Here is a 26,909-nt window from a genome sequence, read left to right on the forward strand (position 1 = left end):
CGAAAGAATATCTTGGCTTGCAAGGGTCTTGCTTGTCACTGTGATCGGATTGATCGGTTTTTCGCTCGTACCTCTTTCTGGAAAGATCACAGGCGGCGAGCAGCAAAGCCAATGGATCGTTCAGCATGGCAACTTGGATCTTGAGCGGTGGAATCCCGAAATCGATCCAGTTATCCCGTTGGACGGAGAGTGGGAGTTCTACTGGAACCAGTTGCTTACGCCGGATGATTTCCGACAGCCATCGAAATTTCCCGATGCCAGCGGTGTTTCTTATATGAAAATCCCATCCCCCTGGAACGGAAAGCAGCTTAACGGCGTTAAGCTGCCGGTTTACGGAGCGGCTACATACAGGATGGTGTTGACTGGGCTTTCCTATGCCGGAGAGTTGGCGCTGAAGAAACCGAATATTCGTTTTGCCAGTGAGATTTATGTGAATGGAGACAAGCTGCTGGCTGATGGGCAAACGTCCACTGACAAATCGGGCTATCGCTCGGGTAACCGCCCACAGCTTGGCGTTTTTTCCGCGAAACAGGGGCGCATCGAAATTATCGTGCAGGCGGCCAACTACGATTATGTAAATTCAGGTATCGTCGACTCGCTGCGCTTTGGGCCTGCCGATCAATTAATCTCTGAACGGCAGTTAGCGCTCAGTAAAGATTTTTTCGTATTGGGCATTCTTGGTACTCTGACGCTGATTTATTTGATCTGTTTCGCGGCTGCCTCCGCTTATCGCATCAGAGACCATTCACTCTTGCTGTTGGCGTCGATCTGTCTGATGTTTGGGCTGTATCACGGACTAATGGGAGAGCGATCGCTTTTCTTTTTGTTGGAAGGCCGACTATCTTTCGAAATCCTATATAAAATCAAGGATTTCGTTTCGGTTTCCKGTTGTTTGGCATTAGCGCTTTTTTACCATCATTTGCATAGAAGCAAGCTGTCATTACGTATTACACTAGCGGTAACGTTCGTGCTGATTGGATTTATGATCCTTATTCCGATGCTATCCATCCGGGCGTATACGCCAATTCAGTTCTATATTGTTCTCCTGTACCAAATCGTTCAATTTTGGAATTTTCTCGTATCTGCCCAATTGTTCATGAAAGGCGAGCGAGGAACACGGTTTAAATTACTGATGCTGTGTGTGGCTGTACTGATGATTAATATGTATTCGCTGGATGTAATATTTTTCGCACTTGGGATCTATAAAACCGCCTGGCTGGCACAGTTTTGCATCATTATTTTTAATGCCGTGATGGTACCTGTTGTCGTACTGCGATTTTTTGAAGCTTACCAGACGGTCGACAGGATGAAAGACCAATTGCTGCGGCTCGATAAAATCAAAGACGACTTTCTGTCGAATACATCTCATGAATTGCGGACACCGCTGAATGCGATCGTTAATATTTCCCAATCACTGCTTAAGGGAGTGGAGGGGACACTGACAGACAAACAGGCTCGCAACATGTCCATCGTGGTTGACAGCGGCAGAAGGCTGATGATGCTCGTAAACGAATTGCTCGATTACTCAAAGCTTAAGCACGGTGATCTGGCGTTACAAAGAAGAGCAATCGATGTGAAATCGTATGTCGAATCGGTTATCCAGATTCACAGCTTTTTGCTAGAGGGCAGAAGCACGAAGCTGATCAACAGCGTGCCGGATCATTTGCCTCTTGTTTATGCGGACGGTAATCGACTCATTCAAATTTTGCACAATTTAATCGGTAATGCGATTAAGTTTTCTAATCAAGGGACCGTCGAAGTGAGCATCGAAACTAGGGGAGAATGGATGGAAGTGCGAGTGAGCGATACCGGGCTTGGGATCGCTGCAGATATGCGCGAACGCATTTTCCTGGATTTCGAGCAAGACGGAGCGGCCGATTACGGCGGCACCGGGCTTGGGCTCAGCATTACGAAGCGTCTGGTGGAGCTGCACGGCGGACATATCGAAGTTGATTCGGAGACTGGCAGGGGGGCGGCTTTCCGCTTCACACTGCCTCTAGCAGATGATAATTTGAAACTGAACGGCGACGGAAGGATGGCTGAATCAGTCGAATTGCCATTGTCCAGAACTGTCAGTGTGCACTCTCAAGAGTATCCGCTATATGTTGTGGGTAAGGAAAAGGAACCGATTCTACTGGTGGATGACGATTTTGCGAATCTGCAAAGTATGATGAACATGTTCAAATTGGAAGAACGCACCTTCATCGTTGTTGACCGAGGGCAACTAGCTTTGGAAACGTTGTTCAGTTATCCGGATATTTCTCTTGTCGTGCTGGATCTCATCATGTCGGACATGTCCGGCTACGAAGTTCTTGGGCGCATTCGAGAAAGATTCTCGCCGTTCGAACTGCCAGTGCTCGTGCTGACGGCCCGAAACAGCAGCGAGGATATTCGAATAGCGTTGGAGAACGGAGCGAACGATGTTGTCGCGAAGCCGTTCGAATCCGAGGAACTGATGGCCCGCGTACGTAATTTGACCGAGCTGAAATCTTCGGTCAAGCTAGCCAGGAATGCAGAGATCGCTTTTCTACGTTCGCAGATTAAGCCGCATTTTCTTTATAACGCGCTTACGGCGATCGCCGAACTGTGCGTGATCGATGCCGGACAGGCAGAGCAGCTTACGCTTCGATTGTCGAGCTATTTGAGAAGCAGCTTTGATTTCAAGCACCTCGAAGCCTTGACTACGCTGGAGAACGAGTTGGAGCTCGTCCAGTCTTATGTAGCCATTGAACAGGCGAGATTTGGTGCGAGGCTGCAGGTGGATTACGTTTTGGAGGCAAATCTGGGGGTAATGATTCCCCCTCTCGTTATTCAGCCGATTGTGGAAAATGCGATTCGACACGGCGTTATGTCCCGCTCGAAAGGGGGGACGGTGAAATTGACCGTTATCGAACGGGCACAAGGTGATGTATTGATACGAATTGAAGACAATGGCTGCGGGATGAAAGAAGGTCAGTTGGTGTCAGTTATGAAGCCCGACACGGCAGTCGGGGGCATCGGATTGTGGAATATTAGCCAACGTTTGCGATTGCTGTATGGCACAACATTAAGCATCGACAGCCGAGAGGGTGAAGGCACGCGTGTGGAGATGGAATTGTCGACAAGACACATTTTAGAAAGAGGGGAGACGTAGCGTATGCTGCGATTGATGATCGTAGACGACGAGGAAATGGCGATAAGGAGACTGAAGCGTCTCTTGTCGGAAATCGGTGGAATCGGAAGTATCGAGACATTCTTAGATCCMCAGGATGGATATGAATATGCCAAAGAGCATGATATCGATGTCGCCTTTCTCGACATTTCCATGCCCGATATTAACGGAATGAGATTATCAGCGTTGCTAACGGATATGCGGCGGAATATCGATATTGTGTTAGTGACAGGTTCTGATGAGTATGCGGTAAGAGCTTATGCGATTAACGTGCTGGACTATATCGTAAAACCTGTTACGTCGGAGAGGCTAGCCGTCACCATGGAGAAGATTCAAAGGGTTCGACGGCAGGACGATCCCATCCCGAATCTGGAGGTGCAACTGTTCGGTGGTTTTAAAATTATACGCCGTATGACTGAAGGGAAGAAAGAAGCGGTTCGATTGCGAAGTCCGAAAACCGAGGAATTGTTTGCTTTTCTGGCGTGCAAAAGAACAGTGGCCAGGGAGGAAGTAACGGAAACGTTGTGGCAGAATCTAGCCCCGGACAATGCATTGAAGAATTTGAATTCGACGCTGTACGCTATCCGCAAAGCGGTCGGATACGACCGGTCTGGCGGGGGGATTACAACGACGGGAAACGAAATACGCTTAGAAACCGATGATCTGAGGTGCGATCTGTATGAGTTCGAGCGGTTGATCAAGGAAATTAGACGAGCACCTAGTGAGCGTGCAGCTTTGTTGGAACAGGCGGAAGCTCTGTATAAGGGACCGTTGTTGAAAGGCAGGTCCTATGAGTGGGCTATCGAGATGAGTCGCTCGTTGGAGCAACAATACATTGATTTGTTGGAGTTGACTGCTCAGCATCACTGGACACATGACCGTCCACAGCAAACGCTGCATTACTACGGTGAAATGTTGAAGATCGATGCGATGAGAGAAGACATTCATTACAAAATGATGCGATTGTATGCTGATCTAGGCCGGAAGAACGAAGCGATGAAGCAATATCGTGAATTGGAGCAACTGCTGCAGCGAGAGCTTGGAACGTCGCCTGATCTTCGGCTGGAGGATGTGATTTCATAAATAAAGACAAGCTCTTCATTCAAAAGGGAAGGGCTTGTCTTTGCTCGTTTTTCCTTATGGATGCTAGGTCCTGCCACACAGTCGCCGTCAGCAGCTCTTCGATGAGCAATTACAAGGTAGATTCCTAAATCTCCTGTCCTCCAGATGATTAGATGGTTTTTATACAGTTAAATTTTGGTTATTTCTGATCTAACTCAGAATAGATGGATAACCTACAGTTAATTTTAACCATTTTAACCGATCTGAACAAAAGAGGAGGTTTTAGCTACATATTTTACAGTTAAATCGAGATTTCGAGCGAATTTCGCATAAATAGCTGTATATTTTCCAGTTAATAGAAATTCTACAGAGTATCTGTCCATCAAACCGCGCAATATGTGCCAAGGAGAATTCAATTCAGCCGTCCCTTTTGGTATCATTATAAGTACAACAACGCGAAAACAAACTCACAACATTAACGGAGGGATTTAGTAAATGGAAATTAAAAGAGTAGGATCCCAACCTTCGGGTAAAGGACCATCTGATTATTTTACGGGAACGGTTCGGATCGATCCATTATTTGAATCTGCTGAGCCCGCACGCGTAGCTGGTGCAAGTGTTACATTCGAGCCCGGCGCACGGACAGCGTGGCATACGCATCCGCTGGGTCAAACGCTGATCGTAACGGCGGGGATAGGACGGGCTCAACGATTGGGAGGTCCGATCGAGGAAATTCGCCCCGGTGATGTAGTCTGGTTCCCACCTGGTGTGAAGCATTGGCATGGTGCTTCTCCCACCACAGCTATGACCCATATCGCCATTCAAGAACGTCTTGACGGCAAGACGGTCGAATGGTTGGAGCAAGTCCCTGAAGATGAATATCAGTCCTAAGTCGTCGGGTATATGTGGAAGGATCTTGAGCCTCATATCGATAAATAAAGCCCTGCGATTGGGGCTTTTATTTTTTTGTAGTAACGATCGATTGAGTTTGAATGATGCGCAGAATGGGTATAGTAACTTTAATAAGTAGGAGGATCAGGTTTATTTGAGTCTACTAATATAGGTTAGGAGTGAACCCACTGCCGTGCAAACATTGCAGAAATCGTTGATGGTACTACCCGATTTAAAGGACAAGGTTGCCTTGATTACCGGAGCAGGATCCGGTATTGGGCGTGCTGCAGCCGTGATGCTGGCACAGCAAGGAATGAAAGTATGCCTTGCTGATTTGAAGGACGACCGGCTAGAGCAGACGAAACAAGAGATAGAAGCAGCAGGCGGTCAGGTGATAACAGCCGACGTCGACATCTCCGACTCGAACCGAGTTCAACAGGCGTTCGAGCAAACGGCAAAGACATGGGGACAGATACATGTTGTCTTTGCCAACGCTGGCATCAACGGGGTTTTGGCGCCGATTGAAGATATGAAGCCTGAGGATTGGGATCGTACACTTTCTGTCAATCTAAAGGGGACGTTCCTCTGCGTTAAATATGCAATTCCTCATATGAAAGAGAGTGGCGGCAGCATCGTCATCACGAGTTCAATTAACGGAAGTCGTACCTTCTCCGGGTTCGGGATGACGGCCTATAGCTCATCCAAAGCAGGGCAAGTTGCCTTTGCCAAAATGGCCGCGTTAGAATTGGCCCGGTACAAAATACGCGTCAACGCCATCTGCCCGGGCTCAATCAAGACCAATATCGGTGAGAATACCCAGCCTACAGAGGAACTTGAGAAAATTAAAATTCCAGTCAAGTACCCACAAGGAAGCCAACCATTAGAACATGCGCCTGGACAGCCTGAGCAAGTCGCTAATCTGGTAGCTTTCCTGGCCTCAGACGCTTCTAACCATATTACCGGTACGGAACTGTTCATTGACGGCGCGGAATCGCTGCTATAATAGCAATAGCGCTATACAAAATGATCGTTCCAAAAACACGAGCCAAACTGGTATCGTGTTTTTTTTGTGCTGCAAAAAGTTATCAATTTGTTGTTTCAATCTACCCATATGTGTGTAATTACCATTAAATTCAACAACGCAGGGGAGGAAAGAGCATGACAACAATCGCCTCGAAATCAAACACGGACGCGTTCTATTTGCTGCATGAGGGCACACAGTATCAAAGCTATCAATTTCTTGGGGCACATTTAGAAGAACGCGAAGGCTGCAAAGGAGTCAACTTCGCTGTGTGGGCACCGAATGCCAAGCAGGTGAACGTATCCGGCAGCTTTAACGGTTGGGATGGCAGCCATCATGCGATGACGATGCAGGAAGGCATTTGGACACTATTCATTCCCGAGCTTGATGAAGGCACTTTATATAAATATRAAATCGTTACGCAAGACGGAGATCATTATCTGAAGGCGGATCCCTATGCGTTTCAAACGGAGTTTCGACCGGAAACCGCTTCCATTATTGCTTCGCTTGAAAACTATGAATGGCAGGATGAAGACTGGTTGGCGAATATCACATCGAATCAACACTTGCAGCAGCCGCTTCTTATCTATGAAGTGCATTTGGGCAGTTGGAAGCGCAAGGAGGACGGTGGATTTTATAGTTATGTGGAATTAGCTGATGAACTCGTCGATTACGTTCATGAGCGAGGGTATACCCATATTGAGCTTATGCCGTTAGCCGAGCACCCGCTTGACTCCTCGTGGGGATATCAGGTAACTGGTTACTATTCAGTAACAAGCCGTTATGGATCACCGAAAGATTTCATGTGCTTTGTGGATCGTTGTCATCAAAAGGGAATCGGCGTGATTATGGACTGGGTCCCTGCACATTTTTGCAAAGATGCGCATGGTTTATCCCGATTTGATGGCTCCCCGCTCTATGAGTATGCGGATAGTCGCAAAGGTGAGAATCCGACTTGGGGAACGTATATTTTCGATTATGGTAAGCCCGAAGTCGTTAGTTTTTTGATTTCGAATGCCCTCTTCTGGATGGATATGTATCATGTGGATGGATTAAGAGTCGATGCCGTCTATAGCTTGTTAACGTTGAATTTTAATCGGCCAGAAGAGGAATACATTAAGAACGAACAGGGGGGAGAGGAGAATCTGGAAGGGATTGCGTTTCTACAGAAATTAAATGCAGTCGTATTCTCCAGGTATCCTAATATGCTCATGATTGCAGAAGACTCGAGCGCTTATCCGGGAGTGACTACACCGGTTGAGTATGGCGGACTAGGGTTTAATTACAAATGGAATTTAGCCTTTACCTCGGATACGCTGGCATTTATGAAGAAGAATCAAAGCGAACGCAGCGGACAGGAAGATCGGTTAACGCGGTCATTGCTGGGGACAACGGATGAGAATTACATCTTGCCTTATTCTCATGACGAAATGAATGATCCGAGCAAATCCTTGCTAGGTAAAATGTCTGGGGAAGATAATTGGCAGCGTTTTGCTAATCTGCGTGTGCTTTATACGTATATGATGGGACATCCGGGTAAGAAACTGCTTTTTATGGGCACTGAATTCGGTCAAATGGACGATTGGAATGCAGCGGATTCCTTGGCATGGGGATTGTTGGACATTGAAGAGCATCAGCATTTTGCGGAATTTGTGAAACAGATGAATCATTTTTACATAGCAGAAAAAGCATTGTGGGAACTTGATTTCGAGTCGAACGGCTTTACCTCACTGGTTGCGGATGAGAAAGAGGATAGCCTGGTGACGCTCTTGCGAAAATCGAAGACGAACAATGAACAGCTTATTATCATAAGCAATTTCAAACCTGAAACGCATGAGGGATATCGCCTTGGGGTCATGGAGCCTGGGCACTATCAGGAGGTTTTTAATAGCGATAAGCAGGAATTTGGCGGATCAGGAGTAACCAATGACAACATGTTGGAAACCGAGGAATGGCTTTGTCAGGGTTATCCGCAAAGTATTTCAGTTAACATACCGCCACTTGCAGCGGTTATCCTCAAATATAAGCCTACGGAAGGATGAGATTAGCGTGAAGAAACAGGAATGCGTAGCGATGCTATTAGCTGGTGGTGAGGGCAGTAGACTTAGTCCGTTGACGAAAAATATCGCAAAGCCAGCTGTCCATTTTGGTGGAAAATATAGAATTATTGACTTTTCATTAAGCAATTGCCGCCATTCAGGTATTGACACGGTAGGCGTGTTGACACAGTACAAACCTGCTGTTCTGCATGCTCATATCGGAAGCGGGGAAGCATGGGGGATGAAGCGTGAGCGAGGTGGGATCTCTCTATTTGAAAGACAAGTTGGTGCGCCCAATGCTTACTCGGGGACAGCGGACGCCATCTATCAGAATTTGGCTTTTCTGCGGGAACAGAATCCAAGCTATGTCTTAATTATTTCCAGCGACCATATCTATAGCATGGATTACCGCGCGATGATCGAGCATCATAAGGCTTCTGGCGCGGATGTTACCATATCCGTTACCCCTGTGAAGTGGGAGGAAGCGAGTCGCTTTGGCATTATGAGCACGGATGAAGATCACCGGGTCACAGCTTTTGCAGAGAAACCGCTGAAGCCTATTAGTAATCTCGCTTCTATGGGCGTGTATTTGTTCAATTGGGATGTTCTTCGGTCATCTTTGGAAAAAGATGCGGAAGATCAATCTTCGAGCCATGATTTTGGACAAAATATCATTCCGGGACTGCTGGCTGAAGGCGCCCACTTATCGGCATATCCATTCGAAGGATATTGGAAAGATGTAGGTACGATTCAAAGCCTATGGGAATCCCATATGGATTTACTTGGATATACGCCTAAATTGCAATTGGAACAGGAAATGTGGCCTATACTGACCAAAACAAGGAATCTCTCGCAAACTCACGTTTCCTTAACAGCCAGAGTAAATAATGCGATAATCGGCGATGGTTCGACGATTTATGGAAATATCAGTCATTCCGTGGTATTCGATAATGTTCGTGTTGGAGGAAATAGCAGAGTACTCAATAGCGTCATCATGCCAGGTGTGCAAATTGGCAAAAACGCGCTCATCAGTAATGCGATTATCGGGGAAGGCGCAATCATTAAGGATGGAGCTGTTGTAGGTCAGCTAGACGGGGCAGAGATCACGACAATTGCGGAGAGAACAACGGTAAGACGCCAGTATCCAGCTGTTATTCCGGCCAAGCTGACCAATCAGGTGTATTTCGGATAATCCAAGCCAAGGAGGAGAGTACGATGAAGGATGTTCTTGGGATGATCAATTTGATGAATGAACAAGATGACTTATCTACACTTACACGTAATCGATGTGTAGGTGCCGTACCTTTTGCCGGACGTTATCGGATCGTTGACTTTGCACTCTCCAATATGAGCAATTCGGGTATTCAGAAGGTTATGCTCTTGGCAAATGACAAAGCGGACTCCCTGCTGGAACATGTGGGTGACGGGCATCATTGGGGCTTAGATACGAACGCGGAAGGCGGCGTAACTGTGCTCTCTCCTAGCCATCTCGCAAAGGATATGCGTGGAGATCTATTTCATCTATACAGCCATCTTGAAGTGTTGAAAAATTGCACCGAAACGTATGTGCTGCTTGCTCCTAGCAGTGTGATTTACCATATGAATTTCGAAAATATGATCGATTACCATCTGGGCAACGACGCTGATATGACGATTCTCTATAAGCATTTAACCGAGATGGACCGCCATGCGCATATTGGTCATGCCTATAGCCTGGAAATGAACGAGCAGGGCAGAGTCGTCCGTGTTACGCCAACGTACCATGCGTTACCAAGCTTAAAGCCGCAAAATATTGATTTGGATACGATGGTTATCAAACGGAGTCTGCTCATTGAGCTGATTGAGCAAAGCATGATGTTTGGCAATGAGAGGTACCTGAAAGAAGTCATTTGGAGCCACTTAGCGGATATTCATGTTCAAGGCTATGCCAATCATGGATATGTGGCTATTATGGATTCGATCGATAGCTACTATGCCCATAGTATGCACCTGCTGCAACCGCATGGATGGCATGAATTTATGATTAACCATGAATCTGTCTATACTAAGCATGAAGAAGAGTTGGCAACGGCCTATCATGACCAAGCGTTGATTCGTAACTCGTTTATCGCTCATGGTTGCAGCATTGAAGGCTATGTGGAAAATAGCATTTTGTTTCCAGGTGTGAAGGTAAATCGAGGCGTTAGCATCAAAAATAGTATCGTGATGCATCAATGCGCGATCGAAGCGAATGCTTATTTGGATCATGTAATTTTGGACAAACAAGTGGTGGTGGAACAAGGAGCTATCTTGCGCGGCGAGTTCGCCCACCCCATTGTGGCGGAAAAAATGGTTGAAATCAGCTAATGAGCCAATGACAACAAGGTAGAGGAGGTCAAGTATGCCTAACAGCCATTTCCGATGGGAACCCGGTAAAAAAGTTCAATTATCGAACTTAGATCCCAACGATACGAATGCTCATCATGATAGAGAAGAAATAGAGCCCAATATGACACGTTTGAAGGACCGCTTGCAAGAGCTTCAAAATATGCTTTATGCAGAAAAGCAACAGTCTGTTCTGTTCGTCATTCAAGGCATGGATTGCAGTGGTAAAGATGGTGTCGTGAAGCAGGCACTCGGGTGCTTGCATCCGCAAGGGTTCCAAGTAACGAGTTTCCGAACGCCAACCGAAGAAGAGGCATCCCATGATTTTTTGTGGCGTGCACATAAAGCGACGCCTGCCAAGGGCATGATTGGAGCTTTCGTAAGATCCTACTATGAAGATGTACTGATCACGCGTATACATCGATTAATTGATGATTCGGAAGCCAAACAGCGGTTCAAGTACATCAAACATTTTGAGAAACTGCTGGAGAGCAGTGGTGTGAAAATCGTAAAGATTTTCTTGCATATCTCGCAAGATTTTCAGCTAGCCAAGCTTAGAAATCGACTCAAGGATCCAACAAAGCGTTGGAAATTCGATAAGAACGACCTGGTTGAACGTGAATCATGGGACGAATATCAAGCGGCTTATGAGGATGTGATCAAACGGTGCAGTTCGGAGTCAGCACCTTGGTATATTGTCCCTGCCAACCATCGCTGGTATCGGGATTGGGCAGTTCTACAAATTGCCGTGTCAGCGTTAGAAAGCATGGATTTAACGTATCCGGAATCAGACAAGGACTTTGATGATAAGCTGCTTGCCACATTGGAGTAAGATTGGCAGAAGGAAGAAGGGACAAGAAAATGGGGAAAGAGATGGAAGGGGCTCAAGTCGAAGGTGATTTCACACCTGAGAAGTTGTTTCATGAATTAGATAATGATCCTAACTTTAAACTGGACAATGACCAATTAGAACGCATTGCCGCTATAGTAAATGCGTATAAAGGGAACATTAAGTCCCATTTAATTGAGCAGCAGGAGAAGAAGACTTCTTGGGCTGATCGGCTTGCTGATGACATTGCAACGTTCGGGGGAAGTTGGGCGTTTATTCTGCTTTTCAGCTTGTTCTTAGTCATTTGGATGACGATTAATTGCTTGAGCTTTGCCTTCGATAAACCCCCATTCATCCTGCTTAATCTTATTCTCTCTTGTATTTCAGCCTTCCAAGCTCCAGTCATTCTCATGAGTCAGAATCGACAAGCTTCCAAAGATAAGCAGGAGGCGATCCTTGACTTCGCCATTAATTATCGTGCAGAGCAGGAAAATATAGAGATCAAGGTCTTGCTGGAAAGGTTGGATCAAAGGCTTGAAAGAATCGAGCAACAAGGGCGGTAAGTAGTGTCATTAAAAAAAGGAGCTATCTACTAGATAGCTCCTTATTTCTGTTGCACCACATCTACCCCATCGGCTCTTTATTCCGATAATGCAGAGGTGCGACACCTTCGATCTTTTTGAACATACGGCTGAAGTAAAAAGGATCCGGATATCCCACTTCACTGGCAATTTCCTGAACACTTTTATCTGTAGTACGCAGCAGATGTTTGGCACGTTGGGTTTTGAGTTGGTGGATATAATTGTGGATGTTCGTTCCGGCATATTTTTTGAACACCTGACAGAGATATTCATATTTGCGATCCATCAATCGTTCTAATGTCTCTTTGGAAATGTCCGAATCGTAAAAATTATTCAAGTAATTGACTAGATTGCGAAAAGTAAGGTAGGAAGCGGAGAAAGCGGTGTCCAATTGGCTTTGCTTCAAAAGATCATTGGCCATAAGACGAAGGATTTCACCAAGTAATAAGGTGGCATGAAAACGAAAATAGCCCGTTGGTTGTTTCATTGTCTCGACTAGCTCTTCAAACAAGCCGAGCAATTTAAAACGTTGCAAAGAACGAAACTGACGTGGGATAACAAGCAAATCTTCATGCAAGTTTTCCGTGGTTCTAAGCTCGGTTCGTTCGGCATGGACAATATTAAGCTCAGCGGCTCGATCCAGCACGAATTCATTAAGGGTAGGATTGCAGGAAAATTGCACCCAAAAAAATTGACCTTGTCGTTCTTGGGAATTCCAACCGGTGTGCGTTTCCCAAGGCTTCAAAAGAAGCGACTCCCCAGCATGTAAGATCATACGTTCATCAGCAGTCTGCAAATGCACCGTTCCGTCAGCAATGACGATAAGCTCATAATAGGGATTATGATGCTGACCGAAGAAATGGGGGGTATTTGCATCGAAAAGATCCGCCCATTTGACATCCAATGTGGATAATCGCGAAAGAGAGTAGTGCATGGCATGACATCCCCCGATGTTTTTTCTTTTTAGAACAAAACTATGTACATGGCACTATAATGGAACCGCTTTTATACTAAATTCAATGTCCATTATATCAAACAACGGAGGTTTTCACATGTCTATCAGCATTTTAAATGAACAAGATTACTATCGTATCGTATTTGGGGGATGGCTGGGGAAAAATATCGGAGGAACGCTGGGTGCACCGGTCGAAGGCAAGAAGGAGCTGCTTGAATTGAGCTTTTATCCAGAACTGCCAGACGGTCCACTAGAGAACGATGATTTGGACCTGCAATTGGTGTGGCTGCACGCTTTGGAGCAGTATGGTCCGGGATTGACCGCAACTGAACTTGGACAGGAATGGTTAGAGCATGTCTTTTTCCCATTTGATGAATATGGCTATGCATTGACGAATTTAAGAAGAGGTTTACTTCCACCGGTAGCGGGTTGGTTCAACAATCCATTCAATGACTGTATGGGCTCACCTATTCGTTCCGAAATATGGGCAATGGCTGCTCCAGGTGCCCCGGAAATTGCAGCTCACTATGCGTATCAGGATGCGATTGTAGATCATGCTGGCGGCGAAGGTGTCTATGGTGAAATGTTTTTCGCTGCTTTGGAAAGCGCCATTTTCTTCGAGAAAGACAGGGATCGGCTGATTGCGATTGGAATGAAGTATATCCCAGAGGAGAGTCGCACTTCCAAGGCCTTGAAAGATCTGCTTCGCTGGCATCAGGAAGGAAAGAGCTGGATTGAAACGCGTTTGCTCATTCTAGAGCACCATGGCAGTGACAATTTTACCGATGCCCCTCAAAATATTGCCTTTACCATCCTTGGATGGTTGTATGGGGAAGATTTTGAAGACGCGATCTTAAAAGCCGTCAATTGTGGTTACGATACAGATTGTACCGCAGCAACGCTGGGTGCCATATTGGGAATGCTGCTAGGACCGGAAGGCTTGCCTGCTAAATGGGTGAAGCCGGTAGGAGACCGTATCGTCGTCAGTCCCCCGATTAAAGGATTCCCAGCGCCTCGAAATTTGGATGAGTTAACGCGCCGTACAATCCGTATGGGCAAACAGATCCTCGCGGCATGGGATACCGAGATTTGGGTGCATCCAGAGCTCCCTACTTCGTGGAACAAATCATTGGTTGAGGGAGAAGCAGAAGAAGCAATAAGGGCGCTCTGGGAAAGTAAAATAACGTCCAATCGTTACTTGCTGCCGCAAGGAACGAAAAGAAACCCGGATGCAGAATTAATCATCGATTTCGGAGCGGATGGCCCAGCTATCGGTCCGGGTCAAAGCAAGGTACTGCAGTTTACGCTGACGAATCACTCAATGACGAGAATCGATGGACATATATCATTAGAGCTACCTTCAGGTTGGCATGGACCAACAACGGTTGAGATTAGCCTGCAACCAGATGAATCCTTCCAGTGGGATACGGAAATCCAGGCTGGACCGATTGCAGCTGCAAGTCATGAGCTAACGTTTAGTTGGACACGACTACATGACCAAGCGATATGGTCGATTCAAAAAGTACCGTTTGCCATGGTCAACTCCTCCAGATGGATCATCAGGGGTCCAGAAGATGGCGAAGGAGAAGTGATCTATTTCCCGGGGAATAGCGTACATTGGAAGAAAGTTGAAGTAGAAGGCGTGTATAAGGCGGAAACAAAGCTTACCAATCCGATTGAGCGCAAGCTGAGACTTATTGCAGCAGCGAATAGTCCTGTAACGCTGAAGCTGAATGGTCAGACGGTGATTTCATGCAAAGAAACGTTGGAGTTCATGCCAGCGTATCACCGTGCCCCTGATCAACAGTATGTGGAGTTGACTCTAGCGGCTGGAAGTCATCTCGTGGAAGTTGAGGCCATTAGCGATGGCTCACCGCTTGAGGTGTATATCCTGCCGGTAGCACTTCTCGATACAACATCACCGGGGCCTCACTATTATTATACGGATATATTATTGGGATAAACGATGTGAATTTGTCAAAGTAGCAGTGACTAAAGAGATTGCCAATCACCTAGCCAGGAAGGCCGGGATGAGTGGCAATCTTTTTATTACGTTAAATGAGCTTTAGATTCGTTCGTTATTTACATTAGCGTTGTAGTTGAGCGTCATTATCAATAAATATCTGCCCTTGAAATGGAGATTACCGCATTATAACCAATGGCCCCAGTTGTTATAATGAAAAAGTGGAAGCGCTGACATCCTTGCAAAAGTCAGCGAAGCTATTCAGGGGGGAATGAACAAATGATAACAATGAATCGATTTTTCAGTATGATCATGGCGGTTGTTTTTACGGCAGGGTTTCTTTTTAACCCTCTAACAACAAGCGTGGAGGCAGCAGTGACTCCAGAAATTAATGCAGCAGCGTCGAAAGCAGTCATATATCCCTATAATCAACCAGCGAAGTATGCGGCTTCCGTTAACTACACGCTGAAGGCGAACGGAGTGGATATTCCCGTAGTCAAATCTTTTGACGATTATGATTATGCGAACTTTTCCATGTCCAATGGACCGGTTACCTTCGAGGTTACGATACTAAATACGGACAAGGTTCACGATTACGCAATTAGTCCTAAGAAACTGGGAATTCAGCCGGACAGCGTTGTGGGTCGAACCTTGACGTTCACCACGCAGAAAGATGAATATTTGATTGTTACGATGAACAGCAGGAAGACGCGCCTCGTCATTGCGGCTGATCCGGCAGAAACCGATGTGCCTGCATCTACAGGGACGGGTATTTTCAATGTAGGACAAGCCCCTTATCTTGTTAATTCAACCGGGGATCAAACGGGCGTGGCAGCTAGGACAGCAGCTATTCAGCAAGCCATTGACGATGCTAGCAGCTACGGTACACTTGCAGGGAATGGCGTTCAAGGAATCGTGTACATCCCTGCGGGACAGTACTATATTGGCAATCTCGTGCTGAAAAGCAATACAGCGCTGTATATGCAGCCTGGGGCTGCTTTTATAGGAACGGGAAAGACAGCTGATTATAAGGAACATTGGTACAAGGATTCTATGGGCAGGCCGGCAACCTGGTGGATTTCCACTGCGTTTGATTCGACGAACATCAAGATGTATGGACGTGGAACGATAGATGGGAATGGCGCTGCGCTATATGCCGATAAATCAACCAATGCCAAAGGTATGATTAACAATCTGGTTGTGCCCATCGCGACATCCAATTTCATTATGGATGGGATCATCATCCGTGAATCCGCGTCTTGGGCGGTTACGCCAGTTCGATCACATGATCTTAGTTTTACGAATGTGAAGTTTTTTAACAGTTTGGGCATGGGTGAAAATGACGGGATTGATGTGTGCGAGTCGCAAAATGTCGTAGTGAGAAATGCGATCGGGATTGCGCTGGACGATCCCTTCTCGACGAAAGCTTGGAAAGAAACGACGGATATTGCCTCAGGCAAAGTACCTTGGCCTGGCAGTCCACAGCCTGTAAGTAATGTGCTCTTTGAGGATGCCATCACTTGGACATTGTGCTACGGCTTCAAAATTGGCCAAGGGGTCATGCAGGATCAGAATAATATAGTCTTTCGAGATGGCGTCGTGTATAAGGCGGCTGTCGGGTTTGCCATTCATCACAAATATGGCACTGGTGCTGTGAGCAATGTCACCTTCGAGAATATAGATGTCGAGGATATTAGCGGCTTCAACGAAGATAACAGTGCGTGGATGACGCTTTTTACGGTAAATGGCAGCAATTCGGGTGTAGGTCCGATTTCAGGAATTACAGTTAAAAATATTACTGTGCGTGATGCTGGCGAGGGTGTTGCCAAAATAAAAGGGCTGCCCGATGCGCCCATAAGCGGAATCACATTTGAAAATGTCTATATGCCGGGAAAAGCCCAACCTGCGACAAGCTTATATGAGATGAATTTCGCGAATAAGGACAATTACAGCGATATCACCATTAAACCGGTGCAGAATCCGGAGCCTCGGCCGCAGACGAATTTGGCCCTGAATCAGCCTGCTGTCGCTTCCTCTAATGACAGTACGGTGGATACGGCGCCTTGGGCTTTTGACGGAGATATGTCGACCCGGTTCGGTTCCAAAAGAGCCGTTGATCCAGGCTGGATTTATGTTGATTTGGGAACTATTAAATCCATTAATGAAGTGCGGCTTTACTGGGAGGCTGCGTATGCAAAAAGCTATCAAATTCAGGTATCGAATGATCTGCAAACCTGGAGTAACGTGTATAGCACAACCACTGGCAAAGGTTTGATGGAGAAAATTACGTTTAATCAGACCGATGCTCGATATGTAAGGATGTACGGTACAGTAAKGGCTACACAGTATGGATATTCGATCTGGGAGTTTGAAGTCTATGGTCCCGAAGTTTTTCCGGAAACCATCTCTTTGAACAAAACAGCATTTGCTTTGCTTCCAGGCGAAACGGAGTCCTTGACGGCAACGGTGCAGCCAGCAAATACAACGAACAATAAAGTAATATGGTCGTCGAGCAACAAGAATGTAGCTGCGGTAGACAGCAACGGACTTGTTACTGCGACGGGATTGGGAACCACTTCCATCACAGCAAAAACCGCGAACGGTGAATTCAAGGCAGTGGCAACGGTTACGGTAGCTGAACTGAACAAACCTCAATTGCTATCTGCCCTAGCAGGAGATGGTTACGTGAATCTGAGCTGGAGCAACGTAGACAGGGCCACGAATTACCGCATCTATGCTAGCGCAACAGCGGGTTCATATGGTTCCCCGCTAGCAACGGTTAGCAATGAAGTTTACAATTACAAGGCTGAAGGGCTGAATAATGGCGATACCTATTACTTCGTCATTAAGGCAGTTCGTGGTGAGAGAGAGAGCGGCGTTTCCAATGAACTGTTAGCGGTGCCGCAAATAGCAACGCCGGGAGCACCTCAAGTAACGTCCGCGTTGCCGGGCGATGCCCAAGTGCGTCTCACTTGGGATGCAATGGATTCAGCCACGGATTATCATATTTATGTCAGTGATCAGTCAGGCTTATACGGAGATGAACTTGCAACCGTTAACGGCTCTGTTTATACGTATGATGTTATGAATTTAACGAATGGAACGCCGTACTACTTTGTTCTAAAGGCCAGCAATCTAGGAGGATTAAGTGGAGCATCCCAGGAAGTTAGTGCAACACCACAAATATCCCCGCCTGGAGCACCAACCGTTAAAGCCCCAGTTGTTAGCAATAGACAAGTAAGTCTCAGCTGGGACCCGATGGATCATGTGACGAATTATCAGATTTATCTCAGCACGAATTCAGGTGAATATGGAAGCGAACTTGCAACCGTTAGCGGCTCTGTTTATACGTATGATGTCGTGAATTTGATCAATGGTACGAAGTACTATTTTACCGTTAAAGCTGTAAATCCGGGTGGAGTCAGCGAAGCATCGCAAGAAGTAAGTGCGGTTCCGTATACGGAAGAACAGTCAAATAGTGGGGATGGCGATCAATCTAGTACACCATCGGGACAAGCTCCTGTTTCCTCACCAATAGGTGAGTTGGGCTCCACAGTCAAGGATGAACGAGGAGGCAAATCCACAACCACCTATACCGTGGATGCTCAAAAGCTGGAGCAGCGTTTATCCACAGGTGGAGAGGGTAGTCATATTATTCTGTCGACTTCGGGTTCAACGGACGGGTTCATAGGTAAACTGACCGGACAAATGATTAAAAGCATGGAGCAAAAGAATGCTGTGCTAGAATTACAAACCGATGCAGCTAGGTATACTTTACCAGCAAAGCAGATTCAAGTTGAAAGTTTACAGAGTCAGTTTGGCGAAAATGTGGAGTTTCAAGATATTACAATCCAGATTGAAATTGTGAAACCAAATGAGGATATGGTGCAGCTTGTAAAGAATACCCTTTCCACTAACGAGCTGGAACTGAAATCTTCGCCAGTTGACTTCAAAGTGACTGCAAGCTATAAGGGCCAAACTATAGCGATTTCTCAGTTCAGCAATTATGTAGAAAGAATGCTGCCTATCGAAGATCAAGCAGATGTTGACCAAATCACGACAGCAGTCGTGATCGACCAAGACGGAACCTTACGGCACGTACCTACCAAGATAGTGAAAGTAGACGGGAAATATTGGGCCCAAATAAATAGTTTGACGAATAGCGTCTACTTTTTGGTCTCACACCGCATCGAGTTTGGAGACGTTCAAAATCACTGGGCGAAAAAAGAAGTGAATAATTTGGCAGCCAGAATGGTTATTCAAGGGCAAGACGATAATCACTTTAACCCGGATCATAACATTACACGAGCGGAGTTTACTGCTATTATCGTTCGGGCTTTAGGACTAAAGCCGCAAAATGGAAGTAGCTTATTCGTTGATGTTGCTCCTTCTGCGTGGTACCATGATGCGATTCAAACTGCCTCTGCCTACCAACTTATTGGGGGGTATGAGGATGGCACTTTCCGGCCGACGAATACCATCGACAGGGAACAGGCAATGATGATCATGGCTAATGCCATGAAATTAACAAACATGAAGGAGAACTTGTCGGACGCAGCACTTCTTACCAAGTATCAGGATGCCGATCAGGTATCGGAATGGGCGCAAAGAAGCATAGCCCTTTGTTTACAGGGAGGCATAGTTGCTGGCCGAACGGACAGCACGCTAGCACCGAAAGGGCAATTGACACGAGCAGAAGTTGCTGTCATGTCGCAACGTCTTCTGCAGCAGGCCGGGTTGATCAATCCGTAAGAGGAAAGACGTTTTCATCGAAATTGATGCTCTTTCGCATTTATGACCACTAAGACGGAAGAACAATAGCAACAACAAGAACACGGAACCCGATTTAGGGTTTCGTGTTTTTCCAATCGGCGATTAACGCTGGGAAAGCGGTTGAGACTGACACTGCTGCGACCCAGGCACAGATCGACGCGGCAACGAGCTTACTTGTAGGAGCTGTAGACGCCTTTAAACTGACTGTGAATAAGCAGAAGCCTGAGGACTTGAATGGTGATAATCGCATTAGCGTCAGCGACCTGTACCCAATTTTAATCCATTATGGCAAAACTTCGGCAAGCTCAGAATGGTCGACGGTTCGTCAATACGATGTTAATCAGGATCTGAAGATCGATTATCTCGATATGGCCGCAGTTGCTATGAAAATCGAATAGCTATCCAACTTCGGGAGATTGGTTCTATCACGCCAAATCTCCCGAATCTTTTATTTTGTACAAAGGAGCTATGAATATGTTATCCCTACATAAACCTAAACGTAAGCAAAGCGTGTTTTTCGTATTTATTGTAATGGTACTATGTTTTCTTACAAACCCTTTCCCAGCTTATGCCAATTGGTTGCCGGCATCATCCGCTTACACACTATCAGCAAGTACAAGTACACCGCAGGTAGGGGACAGCTTCACGGTAACAGCGACAGCGAACGTTTCGGAGCTATTCGCATTCGAGACGATATTTACCTACGATCCGCAGAAGGTTAAACTGATCCGTGCGGATGCAGCTGCAAACGGTAATCTGATAAAACCTATTGGTGATGAGGGGGAAATCATACTTGCATGGTCAAAAGAAGGCAATGAACAGCCGACCAACGGTACGATGAGAATGGCTGAGCTGACTTTCGACGTGCTGAAAGCAGGGGAGACGGAGATCATCTGGCAATCACTGAGGATTGCAAATCGCAGTTTGCAAGAAGTGGCTGTATCCCCAGGAGTTTCACTTCGGACTAATGCTCGAGCTGAATCTGGTTCAGGTGACGTAGGGAATGTGGGCGGTGTAAACGTGCCTAATACGAATGGGAGCGGGAAAGCGCAAGCACCTTTGACTCCAGAAGTGGCCATTATTGCGGGCAACGCCCCAGCCATGACATTATCTGAAAATGTGGTTAGCCTCACAATGGAATCAGGAAATCGTACACACGTCGTCTTGCATATGGCGCAAGCTTTGAAAGAGATCCATGAATCCTCGAAGGAAAAATCAACTTTCATTGTCATGATTCCAGCTCAGGAGTCGGCATCTATTACGGTGGATGTACCCTCCGAGGTTCTGCAAGCGATCCAATCTAAAAGTGCGGGAACTGGCTCTCTTGTTATTTCAAGTTCCGTCGGCATGTATAAGCTGCCAATTGATCAATTGAAACTTGATGCGAAGGCGAAGGTCACAGTAACGATAGCGACCGTATCGGAAGAACAGACGCACGCGATAGATAAGCTTGTTACGKCAGAAGGCTTTACGCTAACTGGTGTACCCGTCGACTTCTCCGTTTCGATCCTAGATGCCTCCGGTCAAGTAACGGAGATGCATGACTATGAGAGCGCGTTTGCTGCTCGAACGATACCAGCAGGGCATATGGATCCAGATAGAACAGCAGCAGTTCTATTCCGTACAGATGGCACGATGGCCCCGGTTCCAACCTTGTTCGTCAAGCAGCCAGATGGCTCTTATATGGCACTTATCCACCGAATGGGCAATAGTACGTATGGGCTTATTACGGGGAGCCGAACATTTGCGGACTTGAACGGTCACTGGTCCCAAAAGGATATTGAAACGATGGCGGGCCGTTTGCTCGTGAATGGGGATACGGAGGGAAGATTCCGTCTGGATGATGCGATAACTAGAGTTGAATTTGCCAAGTTAGTAACGGATGCGCTTGCTTTGCCGGAGAAAGGTGACAGCATGACCTTCCGTGATATTGACCCATCTGCTTGGTATTCGCGCGCTCTCTTAACTGCGGTGTCCTTCGGCTTAATTGAAGGCTATGACGGAGGGATATTTCGTCCTGATRCATTCGTCACGCGGGAGGAAATTGCCGTCATGCTGGATCGTGCACTGCACTTAACGGGATTTAAATACGATCGACCTGCCCATTTCGTTCAACTGTTAGGTATGGATCATCTAAACGACTGGTCGAAGGACTCTGTTCACATGATGGTAGGACTCGGCATCCTAACTGGGGATGATGGACATGGCATTCACCCTTCACAATCAGCGACACGTGCGGAAGCAGTAGTTATGCTGAAACGCTTGTTGATTAAGCTTTCATTCATGAATGCGTAAGCGGTATTTTCACCAGGAGTCTCTTAACATGATCTTATCCTACATTGTGATTGAGTAAATCGATCAGAGTAAGATACAATTAAGAGAACGCTTCTCAAATTGCCAAGGAGGTCCCTGCCCATGTATACAATGATGCTGGTCGACGACGATTATATTTCAAGGGAAGGCCTGCGAGATCTCATCGACTGGGATCGTCTAGGTATCGAGATTATTGGTGAAGCAGAAGATGGAGCGGAAGCGATGCTCGTTGCCCGTGACCTCAAACCGGATATCGTAATTACCGATGTTGTGATGCCTGTGATGGATGGCATTCAATTTGTAGAGGAGTTGAAACATGAGCAGCCTGCGGTCATGGTGATCATGATTAGCGCTCATCAAGACATTCAGTATGTGAAGGCTTCGATTAAATTGGATGCGATCGATTACATATTAAAGCCCTTCAATCGGGAGGAATTCATACAGGTTGTAGGCAAAGTTGTCGCTAAGTTGGATAAAGAAAGAGCGGAGAAGCGATTAAAGGATGACGTTAGCCAATATTATTCAGGCAGTATTTCATCGACGGGGTTGCCGGTGATTGTGGAGTCTGTGGAGAAGATCATAGGATTATGCAGCACAGGGCAAACAAATGCACTAACAGCTGAGGTCCAGCAGCTCTTCATTACGATTAGGCAATTGAAAATGGAAAGCATGCTGTTTCTTACAACCATCTGCAGTGAGCTTCTAATTAAAGCAATTCGAAGCGCATCCACGCATATTGAGCCTGCGATTGCGCAAGAGGTGAAAGAATCCTTGCACCAATTCAGAACGATGCAGAGCCCTCAGCAAATCGAGATATTTGTCATGGAGAAGCTAGTCTATTTGGAGATGGCTTCCAATGAGTTGCGCAACAACAAGTCCCGAAGAATTATCCGAGATGTTGAGGGTATTATTCATAAAATTTACTGTCAGAATCTGACCATTGGGCAGCTGGCTGCAGAAGTATTCATGTCTCCTGGACATCTTCAGACGTTATTCAAAAAAGAAACGGGCCACACGATTAACGATTATATCACGCATGTACGTATAAAGAAGGCGCAGGAGCTGCTCAAGGACGCCTCAATTAAGATATATGAAGTAGCCAATCAGGTCGGCTATCAGGATACGCACTATTTTACCAAAATATTCAAAAAAACAGTGGGCGTCAACCCTATGGACTATCGGGAGAAAATGCTATGAGAACAGTGATGAACAAGCTCAGTGGCATTTACTATAACATTAACTTGCGGACCAAGCTGGTTATTTCCTATTTAATTTTGATCATTATTCCAGTCATGGTATTGGTCTATTTCTCCTATATTACGATTCATAAGTCTGTGGTTGAACAGACGGGTAAGGCTTATTTGGAAACCTTGAAGCAGGCGGAGAAAAACATTTCATTCGGCATTGAAACCGCCTATAACATTGCCGATCTGACGCAAAGCAATTACGATATTCAGCTCATTCTAAGAACGGTATCAGAACGCGCTTTGACTTCGKGGGAAGTGATCGATTTTTTTAATCTGCTGAACAAAAACGTGAGCAATTACGTGGGCAAGAGCAATGTGCTCAAGGTTAGCTATTTCATGAAAGGGAACCCAACCTTCGTCTCGGCTAGCCCGAATTTCTTTGGGATAGATCAGCTTCAACTTGAAGCTGGTGTACAGCCACTTTTGGAAGGGAAAATCAGAGAAAAGTGGTTCTATGCAAGTGAAGTGGAACATCTCAGCATCGTTCAGAAGGATGAGGTCATCTTTATTAAAGAAATCAAGGATATTAACCGATTTCAGCATGTGCTTGGCTATGTGATGGTGGAGCTGGATGCCAAATTTATATGGTCTATTCTGAATGGTATTCGGCTTCCAGATGGAGCGGAAACACTCGTTAGGTCCCCTAACAAGCGAATTGGCTTCGAGCAATTAAAGGCAGGTGGCAGTGGTGTAAGTGACATGTACTTGAAGTCTTTGCCGGAAGAGGAAGAGGGGATTATCAGTTTCGGACCTGCGGAGAGGGCCAATTATGCTGTCTTCAGTACAACGAAAGGTCTGGAATGGCAAATTGCACTGCTAATGACGGAGAAGCATCTTGGCATGAACAGTAGGTGGATTCAGAACTTCATGCTCGCCTTGGCKGGGGTAGTCTCAATTATTGCTATCATTACCGCCTTCATCATTTCAGGGAGCATTACCAAAAGGTTGAAAAAGTTGGTGAAGCTCATCAAGCATGCCGAAAAAGGGAACTTCGAGACAGAGGATAACATTCGAGGAAATGATGAATATGCTCGGCTGCAGCGCTCTTTTAATAAAATGAGCACGCGTATTAAAGCCCTAATTGAAGAGGTGTATCAGGCACAAATCAGCAAGCAAGAGTCGGAAATGAAACTGTTGTATGCGCAAATAAACCCGCACTTTTTGTATAACACGTTAGACATTATTCAATGGAGCGCTTTACGAATCGATGCGAAAGAAATCGCAGAATTGACCGAATCACTTGCCAAGTTTTTGAGGTTGAGTTTGAACGAAGGCAAGGAGCATATCTCCGTGGCCGAAGAGGTTATGGAGGTCAGCAAGTACATGCAGATCATCAATTATCGCTATCGGGGAGCCATCCAGTTTAAGACGGACGTCGAAGAGGGTCTTGAAGAGAAGATTATGATCAAAATGATTTTGCAGCCACTCGTTGAAAATGCAGTTATTCATGGGATCAGGCCTAAAAAAGGGAAAGCTGGAACCGTTGTCGTCCGTGCTTATCGGGAAGACGTCTATATGGTTTTGGAGGTCATCGATGATGGCGTAGGGATAACGGCAGAGAGGCTTCAGGAAATGTTTGAAACGGAGAGCAGAGGGTACGGGGTGAAGAACGTACATCAGCGTATACAAGTCTATTATGGTGAGGAATGTGGCTTGCAGTTTTACAGCGAACCAGGAAATGGCTGCCGTGCCGTTGCGAAGCTAAAGATTTCGGGGAGCGTATAATCCGTGTTTTTGTCAGAGATATCTTACTTCTGTCCTGTTGTGGCTGATGGGTACATTTACGTAAAATAAAGCTATACAACAAGGAGCTGAGGTGATGAAATGGCAAAGATTACACCCTCCCATGCGATAAACGCTCTAGAAGCAGGTGTGATCCCCAAGAAAAAAAATCGCCTGAAGGCAAGAGTCGTACATAATCTGGATTTATATCTGATTATTTCGATCCCCTTACTGGTGCTTTTGATTTACAGTTATGTCCCGATGCTGGGGATCGTCATCGCATTTAAGAACTATCGGGTATTCGACGGCATACTGGATAGCAAGTGGGTAGGGCTGGCACATTTTCGAACATTGTTGACCGATCCTAAATTTTTTAGTGTGTTAAGCAATACGATGCTGATCAATCTGTTCAAATTTATTTTTCAGTTTCCTCTGCCTATTATCTTGGCGCTGCTGTTGAATGAAGTCAGAACGGGCGTTGTTAAACGCATGACGCAAACGCTTACCTATCTGCCACATTTTCTATCGTGGGTCGTTATTGCAGGGATTTTTGTGGATATCCTGTCCCCAAGCACAGGCATTATCAATGGCATCCTGAAGGCATTCGACATCTCACCAATTACGTTTCTTGGCGACGATAGTTACTTCCGCAGTGTGCTCGTCGCATCGACGGCTTGGAAAGAAACCGGTTGGAGCGCCATTATTTACTTGGCCGCATTAACGTCAATTGATCCCGATCTATACGCCGCTTCCAGCGTTGACGGTGCAGGTAAACTCAGACAAACGTGGCATATTACGCTTCCAGGCATATCCAGTACGATCGTATTCATCATTATTCTAAGGGTGTCTACCTTATTGGGCAGCGATACGGAACAGGTACTACTGTTGTACAATCCCCTTGTATACGGTGTTGGGGATGTCATCGGCACCTATGTGTACCGCGAAGGGATTCAGAACGGCAGTTACAGCTATACAACCGCGGTCGGTTTGTTTGTATCTGTAATTGGATTTACCTTAATGATTCTGGCCAATAAAATTAGCCGCAAGTATTCGAACCGAGGGATATGGTAAATCGGCAGCAGAGAGGAGCAAATAGCTTTGTTCGACAAGAGGATGAAGACCGGGGAAAAGGTATTTACGGTTGTTAATTACACATTGTTGATTACAGTAGGTCTCATTTGCGTCCTACCGTTTATCACACTGTTAGCGAAATCGGTTAGTGAAGAAGCTTACGTCGTCAGCGGTCAGGTCAGCTTATGGCCGATGGGTTTTCAGTTAAAAGCTTACGAAGTGTTGTTATCCGGTATTGATTTTCGCACTGCGTTTACGAACAGCTTGTTTGTAGCCGTTCTAGGTACAGCCATTCAAGTGTTTTTTACAGCTTGTGTTGGGTATGCCATTGCGAAGAGGGATTTAGTAGGTCGTAAAGCCATCAATATTCTTTATGTGTTCACGATGCTGTTCAACGGGGGAATGATCCCTACCTATATGGTCATTAAAAATACCGGATTAATTAACCATCTGTGGGTGCTTGTCATTCCGGGGATGGTGAGCGCTTTCAATCTGATTCTGGTGCGAAATTACTTCGAGTCTCTGCCCTATAGCCTAGAGGAATCTGCGAGAATTGATGGAGCTGGTAATCTCACGATCCTATTTCGCATCATGCTTCCGATCTCCAAGCCGTTGCTTGCGACAATCGCTATTTTCAGCGCGGTAGGGATTTGGAACAACTACATGGACCCATTAATGTATTTGACGAAAAAAGAAGTGCAGGTTTTACCTTTATTTTTGCAAAACGTAGTGGCAGCAGCCAATAAGAACGGTTTGGAAAATCCCGAGCAATTGGCTAATATCGCTTCCGAGACATTCAGGGCCGCAGCCATCTTCGTTTCTTCAATACCGATTCTGATCGTCTATCCATTTCTACAAAAGTATTTTGTCACAGGCTTAACGCTAGGTGCTGTTAAACAATAGCTACATATTTGAAGGGGGAAAAAA

At 46.0% G+C, this 26,909-nt stretch carries 18 protein-coding genes; 17 read left to right on the plus strand and 1 reads right to left on the minus strand.

Annotated elements, in window-relative coordinates; translation table 11 throughout:
• The first annotated feature begins 40 nt into the window (after positions 1–40).
• The 9 genes from AC1DLM_RS07765 (at position 41) to AC1DLM_RS07805 (ending at position 11,920) form a co-directional block, all read left to right on the plus strand.
• The gene (locus tag AC1DLM_RS07765; protein ID WP_477569614.1) at positions 41–3,133 is read left to right on the plus strand and encodes an ATP-binding protein; all 3,093 of its coding nucleotides are present in this window, start codon (positions 41–43) and stop codon (positions 3,131–3,133) included.
• A gap of 3 nt (positions 3,134–3,136) precedes the next feature.
• Positions 3,137–4,234 carry a BTAD domain-containing putative transcriptional regulator gene (locus AC1DLM_RS07770; RefSeq protein ID WP_441987887.1) on the plus strand — a complete coding sequence of 366 codons (1,098 nt, stop codon included), beginning with the start codon at positions 3,137–3,139 and terminating at the stop codon, positions 4,232–4,234.
• Between the two features lie 474 nt (positions 4,235–4,708).
• Positions 4,709–5,104, plus strand: coding sequence for a (R)-mandelonitrile lyase (locus tag AC1DLM_RS07775; protein ID WP_477569615.1), 396 nt, complete (start codon positions 4,709–4,711; stop codon positions 5,102–5,104).
• A 217-nt stretch (positions 5,105–5,321) separates the two neighbouring features.
• Positions 5,322–6,107 (plus strand): SDR family oxidoreductase, encoded by a 786-nt coding sequence (locus AC1DLM_RS07780; protein WP_477569731.1) that lies wholly within the window; start codon positions 5,322–5,324, stop codon positions 6,105–6,107.
• A 155-nt stretch (positions 6,108–6,262) separates the two neighbouring features.
• Entirely contained in the window at positions 6,263–8,167 is a 1,905-nt protein-coding gene (glgB, locus tag AC1DLM_RS07785; RefSeq protein ID WP_477569616.1) for a 1,4-alpha-glucan branching protein GlgB, read from the plus strand.
• Between the two features lie 7 nt (positions 8,168–8,174).
• Positions 8,175–9,356 carry a glucose-1-phosphate adenylyltransferase gene (locus AC1DLM_RS07790; protein ID WP_477569617.1) on the plus strand — a complete coding sequence of 394 codons (1,182 nt, stop codon included), beginning with the start codon at positions 8,175–8,177 and terminating at the stop codon, positions 9,354–9,356.
• A gap of 23 nt (positions 9,357–9,379) precedes the next feature.
• The gene (glgD, locus tag AC1DLM_RS07795) at positions 9,380–10,510 is read left to right on the plus strand and encodes a glucose-1-phosphate adenylyltransferase subunit GlgD (protein ID WP_477569618.1); all 1,131 of its coding nucleotides are present in this window, start codon (positions 9,380–9,382) and stop codon (positions 10,508–10,510) included.
• Between the two features lie 34 nt (positions 10,511–10,544).
• Positions 10,545–11,360: a PPK2 family polyphosphate kinase gene (locus AC1DLM_RS07800; RefSeq protein WP_477569619.1), complete on the plus strand. Its 816-nt coding sequence runs from the start codon at positions 10,545–10,547 to the stop codon at positions 11,358–11,360.
• A 29-nt stretch (positions 11,361–11,389) separates the two neighbouring features.
• A complete protein-coding gene (locus AC1DLM_RS07805; protein WP_477569620.1) occupies positions 11,390–11,920 on the plus strand; it encodes a DUF1003 domain-containing protein in 531 nt (176 codons plus the stop codon).
• 61 nt (positions 11,921–11,981) lie between these two features.
• Here the strand turns inward: AC1DLM_RS07805 and AC1DLM_RS07810 are convergent, their stop codons facing one another.
• Complete coding sequence (locus tag AC1DLM_RS07810; protein WP_477569621.1) at positions 11,982–12,872, minus strand: AraC family transcriptional regulator; 891 nt, start codon at positions 12,870–12,872, stop codon at positions 11,982–11,984.
• Between the two features lie 118 nt (positions 12,873–12,990).
• Here AC1DLM_RS07810 and AC1DLM_RS07815 point away from each other — a divergent pair, with 118 nt between their 5' ends.
• The 8 genes from AC1DLM_RS07815 to AC1DLM_RS07850 all read left to right on the plus strand — a co-directional run bounded on the left by AC1DLM_RS07815 (position 12,991) and on the right by AC1DLM_RS07850 (position 26,885).
• Positions 12,991–14,856 carry an ADP-ribosylglycohydrolase family protein gene (locus AC1DLM_RS07815; protein WP_477569622.1) on the plus strand — a complete coding sequence of 622 codons (1,866 nt, stop codon included), beginning with the start codon at positions 12,991–12,993 and terminating at the stop codon, positions 14,854–14,856.
• Between the two features lie 279 nt (positions 14,857–15,135).
• The gene (locus AC1DLM_RS07820) at positions 15,136–19,608 is read left to right on the plus strand and encodes an S-layer homology domain-containing protein (RefSeq protein WP_477569623.1); all 4,473 of its coding nucleotides are present in this window, start codon (positions 15,136–15,138) and stop codon (positions 19,606–19,608) included.
• A 104-nt stretch (positions 19,609–19,712) separates the two neighbouring features.
• Positions 19,713–20,027 carry a dockerin type I domain-containing protein gene (locus tag AC1DLM_RS07825; protein ID WP_477569624.1) on the plus strand — a complete coding sequence of 105 codons (315 nt, stop codon included), beginning with the start codon at positions 19,713–19,715 and terminating at the stop codon, positions 20,025–20,027.
• A gap of 76 nt (positions 20,028–20,103) precedes the next feature.
• Positions 20,104–21,924 (plus strand): S-layer homology domain-containing protein, encoded by a 1,821-nt coding sequence (locus AC1DLM_RS07830; protein ID WP_477569625.1) that lies wholly within the window; start codon positions 20,104–20,106, stop codon positions 21,922–21,924.
• A 120-nt stretch (positions 21,925–22,044) separates the two neighbouring features.
• On the plus strand, positions 22,045–23,139 hold the full coding sequence (locus tag AC1DLM_RS07835) for a response regulator transcription factor (RefSeq protein WP_477569626.1): 1,095 nt from the start codon (positions 22,045–22,047) through the stop codon (positions 23,137–23,139).
• Entirely contained in the window at positions 23,136–24,914 is a 1,779-nt protein-coding gene (locus AC1DLM_RS07840) for a sensor histidine kinase (RefSeq protein WP_477569627.1), read from the plus strand. The genes AC1DLM_RS07835 and AC1DLM_RS07840 overlap by 4 nt, the downstream gene beginning before the upstream one ends.
• Before the next feature lie 99 nt (positions 24,915–25,013).
• The gene (locus tag AC1DLM_RS07845) at positions 25,014–25,982 is read left to right on the plus strand and encodes an ABC transporter permease (protein ID WP_477569628.1); all 969 of its coding nucleotides are present in this window, start codon (positions 25,014–25,016) and stop codon (positions 25,980–25,982) included.
• A 27-nt stretch (positions 25,983–26,009) separates the two neighbouring features.
• A complete protein-coding gene (locus tag AC1DLM_RS07850) occupies positions 26,010–26,885 on the plus strand; it encodes a carbohydrate ABC transporter permease (protein ID WP_441987908.1) in 876 nt (291 codons plus the stop codon).
• Positions 26,886–26,909 lie beyond the last annotated feature (24 nt).

The organism is Paenibacillus sp. 01T442 (genome assembly GCF_056398345.1).

Coding starts and splice junctions, on each gene's coding strand:
- AC1DLM_RS07805 (WP_477569620.1), top strand. CDS start 11,390: ATGGGGAAAGAGATGGAAGGGGCTCAAGTCGAAGGTGATTTCACACCT.
- AC1DLM_RS07780 (WP_477569731.1), top strand. CDS start 5,322: ATGGTACTACCCGATTTAAAGGACAAGGTTGCCTTGATTACCGGAGCA.
- AC1DLM_RS07800 (WP_477569619.1), top strand. CDS start 10,545: ATGCCTAACAGCCATTTCCGATGGGAACCCGGTAAAAAAGTTCAATTA.
- AC1DLM_RS07835 (WP_477569626.1), top strand. CDS start 22,045: ATGTATACAATGATGCTGGTCGACGACGATTATATTTCAAGGGAAGGC.
- glgD (WP_477569618.1), top strand. CDS start 9,380: ATGAAGGATGTTCTTGGGATGATCAATTTGATGAATGAACAAGATGAC.
- AC1DLM_RS07845 (WP_477569628.1), top strand. CDS start 25,014: ATGGCAAAGATTACACCCTCCCATGCGATAAACGCTCTAGAAGCAGGT.
- AC1DLM_RS07815 (WP_477569622.1), top strand. CDS start 12,991: ATGTCTATCAGCATTTTAAATGAACAAGATTACTATCGTATCGTATTT.
- AC1DLM_RS07810 (WP_477569621.1), bottom strand. CDS start 12,872: ATGCACTACTCTCTTTCGCGATTATCCACATTGGATGTCAAATGGGCG.
- AC1DLM_RS07775 (WP_477569615.1), top strand. CDS start 4,709: ATGGAAATTAAAAGAGTAGGATCCCAACCTTCGGGTAAAGGACCATCT.